The sequence below is a fragment of the Caballeronia sp. M23-90 genome (genome assembly GCF_053574605.1).
Window position 1 is genome coordinate 1 of record NZ_JBSIPA010000203.1, and the last position, 10,981, is coordinate 10,981.

The following is a 10,981-nucleotide window of genomic DNA, read 5'->3' on the forward strand; positions in this document are numbered from 1 at the left end:
CGCCACGCTCGCACCGGCGTGTGCGCTTACCGGCTGGCCGCAAAACGTCAACGTGACAGCCGCCGCGCTCATGCGTTCGTGCGCCTGAATGAGGGGAGGGGTTTCGTCGGTGCGCATTGCAGAGCCTTGCTTGACAACTAATTTCGTCGATGTTTTGATACTAACGTATACGATGCGTATACGCAAAACGACCAAAATAAAGCGGTCCGGAATTTTCCCGAACCACGCGCTGGTATTGCCCGGCAGTGTCCTTTCTGCCCTTCACCCATTTCGAACCGATGACGGAGTTACCGCATGAAATCCAGGATTGTCTTTAGCCGGGTATTTGCCGCGGGCCTTGCTGCCTTCGCGCTGCTTGGCTCGATCAACGCTTCGGCACGTTCGCTGGATGAGATCCTTGCGTCCAAGAAGATTGTGTTCGGCATCAACCCGAACCTGCCGCCGCTCGGCACCTATGACGCGAAGAACAACATCGACGGATTCGATGTGACGATTGCCCGGAAGATCGCGGATTCGCTCGGCGTGAAGCTGGAGATCGTCCCGGTCGGCTCGAACGACCGCGTGCCGTATCTGATGACCGACAAGATCGATGCTGTGATGGGCGGCATGACCCGCAACGCCGACCGGCTGAAGGTGATCGACTTCACCGATCCGGTGAACACCGAAGTGCTTGGCGTACTCACGACCGAAGGCAAGCCGTACAAGGACTGGACGCAGTTGAACGATCCGGCGGTGCGGCTGGTTCAGGTGCGCGGCACGACGCCGATCCAGTTGATCCAGGAGAAGTTGCCGAAGGCGCAATTGCTGATCCTCGACAACTATCCGGACGCCGTTCGCGCGATTGCCCAGGGCCGGGCCGATGCGCTGATCGACGTGCTCGACTTCATGTTGAGCTATACGAAGAACTATCCGACGAAATGGCGTGTCGTCGATGCACCCATTGAAGTGGACTACGACTGCATAGGCGTGCAGAAGGGCAATACCGCGCTGACGCAGCGGCTCAACATGGAAATCGGCACGCTGCAGAAGAACGGCTTTGTAGCCGCGAGCTGGAAGAAGTGGTTCGGTAGCGCCATGCTGCACGATCCGACCGCGGCACCCGCGGCCCAATGAATTGAGCCTGCTGCGCGAATGACCGGCGTTTGATCCACGGGTTTATCGGCAACCATACGCGCAGCCGCAATTCAACAAACGCTGGAGCAGTTCTTCGATGTCCCTGAATTTTGCACCCATTGTTCATCAATGGCCTTATCTGCTTGGCGGCGCGTGGCTGAGCCTGCAGATCGCCGTGCTCGCGTTCGCGATGGGCATGGCGATCGGCCTCGTCTGCGCCGCCATGCTGCGTTATGGCACGCCGTGGCTGCGCGGCATCGTTCGCGGGTATGTGATTTTTGCGACCAACACACCGCAGCTCGTCCAGATTTTCTTTTTGTTTTTCGCATTGCCGGAAATCGGCGTGACCTTGTCGCCGTTCACCGCCGTTCTGGTTGGCGCGACCTTCAATGCCGGCGCATATCTCTGCGAGATCCAGCGTGCAGGCTTTGAATCGGTGAGGCACATGGAGGTAGAGGCAGCCGAAGTGCTCGGCTTTTCGACCGCGCAGATCGTGCGCTACGTCATCGTTCCTCACGTCATGAAGGTCATGTTTGCGCCGCTCTCAAATCAGTTCATCGTGATGACGCTCGGGACGTCCATGGCGTCCGTCTTCGGTGTCGAGGAACTCACCGGGCGCACCTTCAACCTGAGTTCGCAGACGTATCTGTCAGTCGAGTCGTTCAGCGTCGCTGCGCTCTTGTACATCGTTATTACACTGATCGCCACTTTCGCCCTGGTGATGATCGGACGGCACCTGTGCCGCGCCAAAATCAAGGTCTTCTGATGTTCGCTTCTCCACAGGCCGAAATAGCGCAGCTTTTTTCCTATTACAACCTGCTCCTGCTGGCCCAGGGTCTGGCCGCGACGTTCGTGCTCTCGGCAATCGGGTGTCTGGCGGGATTTTCGGTCGGCTTCGTCGTCGCGGTCATTCGCGTGACGCGCGCGCGCGCGGCCGCCCCCTTGCGATGGATCGCCTTCGCCTACTGCTTCCTGTTTCGGCGCGTACCGTTTCTCGTGACCCTCATGCTGGTGTTCTACGCCAGCCAGTCTTCCGGTGCGAAGCTATCCACGTTTGCCGTGGCGCTGGTGAGCGTGTGCCTGATTGCATCTGCGTATCTCGGCGAAATCATCCGCAGCGGGCTCGAGTCGGTACACAAAAACCAATGGGACGCGGCACTGACGCTGAACTTCTCGTTCTTCGAAACGTTGCGCTTCGTGATCGTGCCGCAGGCATGGCGCGTCGTGGTGCCGCCAACCTTCGGCTTTTTTGTCATGTTCATCAAGGACACCGCGCTCGCGTCGCAGATCAGCGTGATGGAGCTGACTTCGGCGGGAAAAGTGCTTACGAACAAGGGCTTTTCTTCGTGGCTTGTGTACGGCACCGTGCTGGTCCTTTATTTTGCACTGTCATATCCGCTTTCACGGATCGGCAAACGTCTGGAGAGAAAACTTGCCGCAACTCGAAATCGTTGATCTGAAGGCTTCGTACGGACCGCATACCGTGCTCGAGCGTATCAATCTCTCGGTGGAGAAAGGGGAGATCGTGAGCTTGATCGGGCCGTCGGGCTCGGGCAAGAGCACCTTGCTGCGAGTGCTGATGGGGTTGTTGCCGCCGGAGCACGGCACGGTTCGCATCAATGGGCAGCTCGTGAACTATGCCGACAAGACGACCGTGCGCGCGTTGCGGGCCGAGATCGCAATCGTGTTCCAGCAATACAACCTGTTCCAGAACATGACCGTGCTCGAGAACGTGATGATCACGCCGCTCAAGATCAAGCGCTGGCCGAAGCAGGAAGTCGAGGAAAACGCGGTCCGCCTGCTCACGCGCGTGGGGCTTGGCCACAGGCTCAAGGCCTATCCCGACGAGCTGTCGGGCGGGCAGCAGCAGCGTGTCGCGATTGCGCGCGCGCTTGCGCTCAAACCCAACGTGTTGTTCCTCGACGAAGTCACCGCCGCGCTCGACCCCGAACTCGTCAACGAAGTGCTCGATACCATTCGCGCGCTGGCGCTGGAGGGCATCACGCTGTTTATCGTGTCGCATGAAATGAGTTTCGTGCGCGAGGTATCGTCGAAAGTCGTGTTCATGGCCGGTGGCCACGTGATAGAAACAGGATCCCCGAAGGAAATCTTCGATACACCACGAGAAACCCGCACGCGGGAATTCGTGAGCAAGATACTGCGCCATTGATAGTTATTGCGTCCCTTTACCCATGCATCTTCGCCAGACAACATGAGCTCAGACACTCTCAACGCGGCGCTGCTTGCGCAGATCGACCAGCACTTCGACCATGAAGTTTCGTTTCTCTCTGCGCTCGTACGCAAGCCTTCCGACAACCCGCCCGGCGACTGCGCCGGACACGCCGAAATGGCCGCGCTCGCGCTGGAATCATTCGGCTTCGAGGTTGAACGTCACCCCGTGCCGCAAGCCGATGTGACGCGCGCCGGCATGATCAGCGCGACGAATCTCGTGGTGCGGCATCGCTTTGGCGACGGCCCTGTGATCGCGCTGAATGCGCATGGCGACGTGGTGCCTCCCGGCGATGGCTGGAGCGCCGATCCATACGGCGCCGAAATTCGCGACGGCTGGATGATCGGGCGCGGCGCGGCGGTATCGAAGTCGGATTTCGCGACTTATGCGTTTGCATTGAAGGCGTTGATCGACAGTCATGCGCCGCTTGCCGGCACCGTCGAGTTGCACCTCACCTACGACGAAGAAAGCGGCGGCCTGATCGGTCCGGCATGGTTGCTTGCGCAAGGTATCGTCAAGCCTGATTATGCGATCTGCGCGGGATTCTCTTATGCGATCACGACCGCGCACAACGGCGCGATCCATCTGGAAGTGACCGTGCGCGGCAAGTCCGCGCACGCCGCGCGCCCCGACACCGGGCACGATGCCCTCGAAGCTGCAACGGCCGTGCTCAACGCGCTGTACAAACACCGGGAAGCGTTGAAACTGATCCGCTCGGCTACAGAGGGGATCGAGCATCCGACGCTCGTGGTCGGGCTGATAGAAGGGGGGATCAATACGAATGTCGTGCCCGACAAGGTGACGTTGCGCCTTGATCGCCGGGTGATTCCCGAGGAGACGTCGCGCGCTGTCGTGCCGCAGCTCACCGCGTTGATCGAGGCATCGGTTGCGGGATACGAGGGGATTTCAGTCGATGTCCGCGAAATCCTCGTCACGTCGCCGTTGCGGGCGATCGAGGGTGCAGAGCGCTTGTCGGCGGCGCTACAACGCGCCGCCCGGCAAACGCTTTCCCGCGATATCCCGACCGAGGGCGTGCCGCTTTATACCGACGCCCGGCTGTACTGCGAGGCCGGTGTTCCCACTGTCATCTACGGCGCGGGACCGCGCACGCTGCTCGAGGCGAACGGGCATCGCGCAGACGAGCGTGTGGCGCTCGAAGACCTTCGCGTGGCGACGAAGACCATCGCGCTCGCGCTTGCGGATCTTCTCGCGCCAGCATGACTGATCACGCGCCGCTGTCCTGACTCAAACGGTCGAGGACGTAGCGGCGCAGATTCTGCAAATGCGTGCGAACCGCTGCGCGGGCCGCTTCGGTGTTGTCGGCCAGATAAGCTTCGAGGATCGCGAGATGTTCTGCGCGGTCTTCTTCAATGCGATTGAACGGCGTGGTCAGTTCGAACAGGCGGCTGTTCGTGCGCACGACTTCAATGGTACGGGCGAGCACGTCATTGCCGCTCGCCTGCGCCATCATGGTGTGGACCTGATCGTCGACTTGCCAGTGCTCCTGTTCCTGGTGACCGCTGCGCAGAGCCTTGACCTTCTTGATCAACTGCTGGATCAGTTTTTTCTCGATCTTGCCGATCGCGAGGCCGATTGCTTCCGCTTCCAGCAGCTCGCGCACTTTCATGGCCTGGAAATATTCCTGGGCACTGACGAACCGCACCGAATACGAGCGGGCTCCCGCTCTTGCCAGCAACCCTTCGCCTTCGAGACGCAGCAGTGCTTCGCGCATGGGCGTGCGGGAAATGTTGAGCTCTTCGGCAAGGCGTCCCTCGACGACTGCGCCGCCACTGCGCAAGGCCTTGTCGAGAATCATCCGGCGCAAAGTCTGGTACGCCAGTTCGCCCAGTTTCTCTGGATTCGTTTGTAATGACGATGTCAATTTTTTCAGCGCTCGAGAACGTATCGGTATACGTATTGTATGCGATGCAAGCACGAGATTAAATCTAGTGGCATGCGCGGCTTTTCTTCGAGTAGACGGGATTGCTCGTCGTATTCTTCGCGGATTTCATGAGAAAGCTAGGTGTTTCCCCGAGCATGCCCAGAGGCATGGGTCATGCCGGTTGGTAAGGTTTCGTCATTTCACCGAAGATGTAATTGGCGAGTGCGAAATTTTCTCAAGCCCCTACGGGAAAGCGTTACAGCGATCCAGAAAGGCCGCCTGCGCCCTCCAAAAACCACTCCGGGCATTTCGTTGAATGCCATTTCGGAATCATGTCAGTACTAAACGTCGCTTGTTGCAGACCTCTGTAGATAGCCATAATTTTCGCAAGGTCCGAACGGATCGCTGCACATCCAATGGCATTTACAGGAGTCGAAGCATGGTTCAACGATATCAACTGTTCATCAACAACGAATGGGTCGACCCGGCGAGCGATACGTGGTTCGACTCGCTCGATCCATTTTCGGGTGAACCGTGGGCGGAGATTCCACGCGCGAATGAAGCGGATGTCAGCCGTGTGGTCGAGGCCGCCTCGGCCGCACTCGATGGTCCGTGGGGCCACATGTCGGCGACGGATCGCGGCCTGCTGCTGCACAAGCTCGGCGCGCTCATCGAAAAGCATGCGGACACGCTGACCGAAGTCGAAAGCCGGGATAACGGCAAGCTGCGCAGCGAAGTGGGCGGGCAGGTCCGCTACATGGCGAAATACTTCTACTACTATGGCGGCCTCGCGGACAAGATCCAGGGCGCCGTCATCCCCATGGACAAGCCGAAGGTATTCAACTACACCCGCTATGAGCCGCTCGGCGTGGTGGCGACCATCACGCCGTGGAACTCGTCGCTGTTGCTCACCGCCTGGAAGCTGGCACCCGCTTTGTGCGCCGGGAATACGGTGATCGCAAAGCCGTCCGAATACACCTCGGCCTCGCTCTTCGAACTTGCAAAGCTCTTCGTGGAAGCCGGTTTCCCGCCAGGCGTGTTCAACGTGCTGACTGGCTTCGGCAAGGAAGTGGGTGAGCCGCTCGTGATTCACCCGAAAGTCGCACGCATTGCGTTCACCGGCGGCGATGCGGGAGGCAAGGCCGTCAACGTGCTCGGCGCACAGCACTTCAAGCGCGTCTCGCTCGAACTGGGCGGGAAGTCCCCCAACATCATCTTCGATGACGCCGATCTCACCCGCGCGGCCAACGGCGTGATCACCGGCATTTTCTCCGCAGGCGGTCAGACCTGCATGGCGGGCTCGCGCCTGCTGCTTCAGGAAAGCATCCACGACGAATTCGTCGAGCGCCTGATAGCGATCAGCAGCAAGGCGAAGCTCGGCGATCCGTCGCTGCCCGACGTGCAGGTAGGACCGGTCGCGACCAGGCCGCAGTTCGACAAGGTCATGGAGTACATCGGCATTGCGAAAGCGGAGGGCGCGCGCTGCGTGTTCGGCGGCAATTCACGTTCGGGCGAAGGTTTCGGCGCCGGCCAGTTCGTTGAGCCGACCATCTTCGTCGATGTGGACAACAGCATGCGCATCGCGCAGGAAGAAGTGTTTGGACCCGTGCTCTCGGTGATCAAGTTCAAGGACGAGGAAGATGCAATCCGCATCGCCAACGATATTCGCTTCGGCCTTGCATCTGGTGTGTGGACAAAGAGCCTGCACCGCGCGATGTACATGTCCGAGCGCCTCAAGGCCGGCACCGTGTGGGTGAACAACTACCGGTCGACGAGTTTCACGACGCCGTTCGGCGGCTACAAGCATAGCGGTATTGGCCGGGAAGGCGGGATCGAGGCAGTGAAGGAATATCTCGAGACCAAGAGCGTATGGATCTCAACGGATCTCGACATGCCTGATCCGTTCGTCCGCAAGTATTGAGCGTTGGCGAAGTCGCACTGAGCAGGCCGGACCCCCAAGCGGGGACGTCTCGCACGAACGATGGAGAGGGAGACAGCGATGGAGAAGACGAACGGGCAGCAACGCTTCGACGTAGTGGTGATCGGCAGCGGCATAGCAGGTTTGTCGGCGGCGGTGGCGGCAGCGAACGCGGGTGCGAAGGTGGCGATTGTCGAGCGCGCGAACGAAGAGGAATACGGCGGCAACACGCGCTGGACCGAGGCGTACTTCCGGATGAAGAGCGAAAGCGAAGTGAGCGATGACTTCGAAGAACGCCTCATCTCGAATGCGGGGGACAACCTCGATCCGAATATCGTCGAAGCAATGGGCGGAGAGTACGCAACATGGCCGCCCTATGTGAAGGCGCACGGCATGCCGGACCCGGAACTGGTGTTCGCATTGTCGAGCCATGCGGGCCCCACGGTAGCCTGGCTGCGCACGTTCGGCATTCGCTCGATACCTTGCCGACTTACTTCGTCACAGCCGCAGCGCCGCGGCTGATGCCCGTCGGCGGAGGCCTCGCAATGATCGAAGCGCTGCTCGTGCAGGCGAAGAAGCTTGGTGTGGAAATGTTTTACCGCACCACGGCGCGCCATCTCGCGCGTGAAAACAGCCATGGTGACATGAGCCTCCAGGCGACCGGGCCCGAAGGCCAGGCGCTTGCGTTCGATGCGCGCTCCGTGATCGTTGCGTCGGGCGGTTTCCAGGGCAATCCGGAAATGATGACGCGTTATCTCGGACAAGCGGCAAGGTTCGTGCGGCCGGTTGCGCGCGGCGGCTACTACAACAAGGGCGAGGGCATCCAGATGGCGCTCGCGGCTGGTGCAGCGCCCGCCGGAGATTTTGGCTCTTATCATGCGGAGCCGCTTGACCCGCGTTCAGGCGCGACCGAAGCGCTGGTCATGAATTTTCCCTACGGTATCCTGATCAACCTGCTTGGAAAGCGCTTCGTCGACGAAGCCCCTGGTCCTGTCGATGTTCACTACGACCACATCTCCCGGGCGTTCGGCGAGCAGCCGAAGGGCAAGGTGTATGTGGTGTTCGACAAGCGCATCGACGACGTGCCGAACTGGAAGCGCAGCATCCGGACCGACCAGCCTGTGATCCAGGCCGAGTCTCTCGAAGCGTTGGCCGAAGCCTGCGAGCTGCCGGTGGACGCGTTCATGAAGACTGTCCGCGAGTACAACGCCGCCTGTCCTGAAGGCAGATTCTCGCCACTCGAAGTCGACGGGCTCGCGACACAAGGCCTCGAGATTCCGAAGTCGAACTGGTCGCGTCCGATCGGCACGGGGCCATTCTTCGCGTACCCGATCATTCCGGGCATCTGCTTCACCTACGGCGGCGTGAAGACGAACACGAGCGCACAGGTCATCGACGCCGACGGCCGTCCAATCCCCGGTCTTTATGCAGCAGGTGAGGCGGCCGGACTTTACTACCAGGTGTACACCGGCGCGACGTCCGTGATGCGCGGCGCCGTGTTCGGCAAGATCGCGGGCGAACATGCTGCGGCGCGTTCTTCGGCACATGCGTCGGCGAACGGGACGTAGCGTCCAGGCGCCGGTTGAAAGCGTGGAACATCCGACATAAGAGCGCCCTGCGAGGCGAGCAAGAATCAACGGAGACTAAGATGAAAGCGGTAAGGAAACATTGCGTGATCGGGGCGGCGTTGAGTACGGCTGCACTTGGGCTCTTCAGCGCGGCAGCCATTGCACAGCAGCCGGGAATTTCCGACGATGTCGTGCGCATTGGCGTGCTGACCGACATGAGCGGCACGTTTTCGGATTTCGCCGGCAAAGGCGCCGTGGAAGCAGTCAAGATGGCGGTGGAAGACTTCGGCGGAAAGGTGAACGGCAAGCCGATCGAGGTCATCTCGGCGGATCACCAGAACAAGGCCGACATTGCCGCGAGCACTGCGCGCGAATGGATCGACCAGAAGCACGTGGACATGCTCGCCGACAATTCCGGCTCGGCAACGGCGCTCGCGACCATCAAGATCGCCAACGATAAAAAACGCATCGCGATCGTCACGGGCGCGGGAACCACGCGCATCACCAACGAGGACTGCACGCCTTACAGCCTGCACTACAACCACGACACCGCGTCGCTTGCAAACGTCGCGGGCAAGTACATCGTCAAGCAGGGCGGCGACACCTGGTTTTTCCTCACGGCCGACTATTCGTTCGGTTATTCGCTGCAAAGCGATACCTCTGCCGTCATCACGGCGAACGGCGGCAAGGTCGTGGGCTCGGTCAAGCACCCGTTCAACGCGTCGGATTTCTCGTCGTTCATGGTGCAGGCGCAGGGGAGCCACGCGAAGATCATCGGCCTGGCGAATGCAGGCTCGGACACGATCAACGCAATCAAGTCGGCGCGCGAGTTCGGCCTGCTCGGCGCGGGCAAGCAGCAACTCGCCGGATTGCTCGTGCTGATCACGGACGTCCATGCGCTCGGCCTGAACACCGCTCAAGGCTTGTACATCACTGAGGGCTGGTACTGGGATCTCAACGACGAGACGCGCAAATGGTCTGCGCGCTTCTACAAGCGCATGGGCAAGATGCCCTCGGCGATCCAGGCAGCCGATTATTCGTCGACGCTGCACTACCTCGAAGCCATCAAGGCGACTGGAACCGATGACTCGGCCACTGTCATCAAGAAGATGGAAGAGACGCCCGTCAACGACATGTACACGAAAAACGGCGTGATCCGCAAGGACGGTCTGCTCGTGCACGACATGTACCTGATGCAGGTGAAGACGCCGGCCGAGTCGAAGAAACCCTGGGATTACTACAACGTGAGAGAGGTCGTTCCGGGTAACGAAGCGTATCCGTCGATAGCGAAGGGCAGTTGCACCTTCGCCAAGCAGTAGGCGAGATGCGTGCTCATCGCGCGAGCGCAGCCATGCGTTGGTCCGAGAAAGACTCGGCCGGGTCGCCTCGCCGACTGGTATAAACTTGATCGGTACATTGGGCGACTCGGTCACCATCGTCACGGGGTTCGTCTTTATCGACTGCGTGCTTGCGCAACGGCCTTGTCGACGAGACCATCCGGCAGGGAAGCAATGCGCAGAAAAATTCCGAGCACCAGCATGTTGATTGCGTTCGAATCCGCGGCGCGTCATCTGAGTTTTACCCGTGCAGCAGACGAATTGGCTGTGACCGAGAGCGCGGTCAGCAGAAAGATTGCACTGCTGGAGGAGTACCTCGCAGTTCAGCTCTTCAGTCGCGTCAAGCGCCGTCTTCAACTCACCGATGCAGGAAAGACCTACAGTGCTCTCGTGCAGCAAAGTCTCGACAAGCTCGAGATGGACACGACGCTCGCGATGGGCTACGACACGGGGCGTATAGCGCTCGAGCTGGCGGTGCTGCCAACGTTCGCGCTGAAGTGGCTGATGCCGCGTCTGGGGGAGTTTTCGACCCTCCATCCAGATATCACCATCAACGTCACCGCGCGTGAAGAACCATTTCTTTTTTCCGAAGAGGCATTCGACGCCACCATCCATTTCGACCACCCCGTCTGGGCGAATGCAACCACGACCTATCTTTTCACCGAAGAGCTGATTCCCGTGTGCAGTCCCGACCTGATCGGCGGACTGAAGTGCGGCGGCCCCTCTGATCTCTTCGATTTTGTGCTCATGCACAAGACGGGCAGGCCCGAAGCCTGGTCCCGATGGTTCGAGCTGGCGGGTGCGCCGAATTCGAAGGCGTTGCGCTGAAGTGGCTGATGCCGCGTCTGGGGGAGTTTTCGACCCTCCATCCAGATATCACCATCAACGTCACCGCGCGTGAAGAACCATTTCTTTTTTCCGAAGAGGCATTCA

Annotated in this window: 11 protein-coding genes; 10 read left to right on the forward strand and 1 reads right to left on the reverse strand. The window is 60.0% G+C overall.

From position 1 onward, the window contains the following. Positions 1 to 294 precede the first annotated feature (294 nt). From ACRXB1_RS19630 to ACRXB1_RS19650, 5 genes are all read left to right on the forward strand, one after another. Entirely contained in the window at positions 295 to 1,113 is an 819-nt protein-coding gene (locus ACRXB1_RS19630; protein WP_174363629.1) for a transporter substrate-binding domain-containing protein, read from the forward strand. Positions 1,114 to 1,210: 97 nt separating this feature from the next. Next, the gene (locus ACRXB1_RS19635; RefSeq protein ID WP_449492936.1) at positions 1,211 to 1,879 is read left to right on the forward strand and encodes an amino acid ABC transporter permease; all 669 of its coding nucleotides are present in this window, start codon (positions 1,211 to 1,213) and stop codon (positions 1,877 to 1,879) included. Further along, entirely contained in the window at positions 1,879 to 2,568 is a 690-nt protein-coding gene (locus ACRXB1_RS19640) for an ABC transporter permease subunit (RefSeq protein WP_174363630.1), read from the forward strand. Before ACRXB1_RS19635 ends, ACRXB1_RS19640 begins: the two co-directional genes overlap by 1 nt. Then, complete coding sequence (locus tag ACRXB1_RS19645; RefSeq protein WP_062001751.1) at positions 2,546 to 3,283, forward strand: amino acid ABC transporter ATP-binding protein; 738 nt, start codon at positions 2,546 to 2,548, stop codon at positions 3,281 to 3,283. Before ACRXB1_RS19640 ends, ACRXB1_RS19645 begins: the two co-directional genes overlap by 23 nt. Positions 3,284 to 3,325: 42 nt before the next feature. Further along, entirely contained in the window at positions 3,326 to 4,564 is a 1,239-nt protein-coding gene (locus ACRXB1_RS19650) for an ArgE/DapE family deacylase (RefSeq protein ID WP_449492937.1), read from the forward strand. A 4-nt stretch (positions 4,565 to 4,568) separates the two neighbouring features. Here ACRXB1_RS19650 and ACRXB1_RS19655 read toward each other — a convergent pair whose 3' ends face one another. Further along, complete coding sequence (locus tag ACRXB1_RS19655) at positions 4,569 to 5,225, reverse strand: GntR family transcriptional regulator (protein WP_174363632.1); 657 nt, start codon at positions 5,223 to 5,225, stop codon at positions 4,569 to 4,571. A 439-nt stretch (positions 5,226 to 5,664) separates the two neighbouring features. Between ACRXB1_RS19655 and ACRXB1_RS19660 the strand changes: the two genes are divergently transcribed. The 5 genes from ACRXB1_RS19660 (at position 5,665) to ACRXB1_RS19680 (ending at position 10,876) form a co-directional block, all read left to right on the forward strand. Continuing rightward, a complete protein-coding gene (locus ACRXB1_RS19660; RefSeq protein WP_449492938.1) occupies positions 5,665 to 7,146 on the forward strand; it encodes an aldehyde dehydrogenase in 1,482 nt (493 codons plus the stop codon). A gap of 78 nt (positions 7,147 to 7,224) precedes the next feature. Beyond that, a complete protein-coding gene (locus ACRXB1_RS19665) occupies positions 7,225 to 7,665 on the forward strand; it encodes an FAD-dependent oxidoreductase (RefSeq protein WP_449492939.1) in 441 nt (146 codons plus the stop codon). Between the two features lie 23 nt (positions 7,666 to 7,688). Next, entirely contained in the window at positions 7,689 to 8,711 is a 1,023-nt protein-coding gene (locus ACRXB1_RS19670; RefSeq protein WP_449492940.1) for an FAD-binding protein, read from the forward strand. An 80-nt stretch (positions 8,712 to 8,791) separates the two neighbouring features. Continuing rightward, entirely contained in the window at positions 8,792 to 10,030 is a 1,239-nt protein-coding gene (locus ACRXB1_RS19675; protein WP_062001756.1) for an ABC transporter substrate-binding protein, read from the forward strand. A gap of 219 nt (positions 10,031 to 10,249) precedes the next feature. After that, on the forward strand, positions 10,250 to 10,876 hold the full coding sequence (locus tag ACRXB1_RS19680) for a LysR family transcriptional regulator (protein WP_449492941.1): 627 nt from the start codon (positions 10,250 to 10,252) through the stop codon (positions 10,874 to 10,876). The last annotated feature ends 105 nt before the right edge of the window (positions 10,877 to 10,981 follow it).

What these genes read in the sequence shown, in the direction of transcription:
- ACRXB1_RS19630 (WP_174363629.1), top strand. Translation starts at nt 295, where the DNA reads ATGAAATCCAGGATTGTCTTTAGCCGGGTATTTGCCGCGGGCCTTGCT.
- ACRXB1_RS19635 (WP_449492936.1), top strand. Translation starts at nt 1,211, where the DNA reads ATGTCCCTGAATTTTGCACCCATTGTTCATCAATGGCCTTATCTGCTT.
- ACRXB1_RS19640 (WP_174363630.1), top strand. Translation starts at nt 1,879, where the DNA reads ATGTTCGCTTCTCCACAGGCCGAAATAGCGCAGCTTTTTTCCTATTAC.
- ACRXB1_RS19650 (WP_449492937.1), top strand. Translation starts at nt 3,326, where the DNA reads ATGAGCTCAGACACTCTCAACGCGGCGCTGCTTGCGCAGATCGACCAG.
- ACRXB1_RS19660 (WP_449492938.1), top strand. Translation starts at nt 5,665, where the DNA reads ATGGTTCAACGATATCAACTGTTCATCAACAACGAATGGGTCGACCCG.
- ACRXB1_RS19665 (WP_449492939.1), top strand. Translation starts at nt 7,225, where the DNA reads ATGGAGAAGACGAACGGGCAGCAACGCTTCGACGTAGTGGTGATCGGC.
- ACRXB1_RS19670 (WP_449492940.1), top strand. Translation starts at nt 7,689, where the DNA reads ATGATCGAAGCGCTGCTCGTGCAGGCGAAGAAGCTTGGTGTGGAAATG.
- ACRXB1_RS19675 (WP_062001756.1), top strand. Translation starts at nt 8,792, where the DNA reads ATGAAAGCGGTAAGGAAACATTGCGTGATCGGGGCGGCGTTGAGTACG.
- ACRXB1_RS19680 (WP_449492941.1), top strand. Translation starts at nt 10,250, where the DNA reads ATGTTGATTGCGTTCGAATCCGCGGCGCGTCATCTGAGTTTTACCCGT.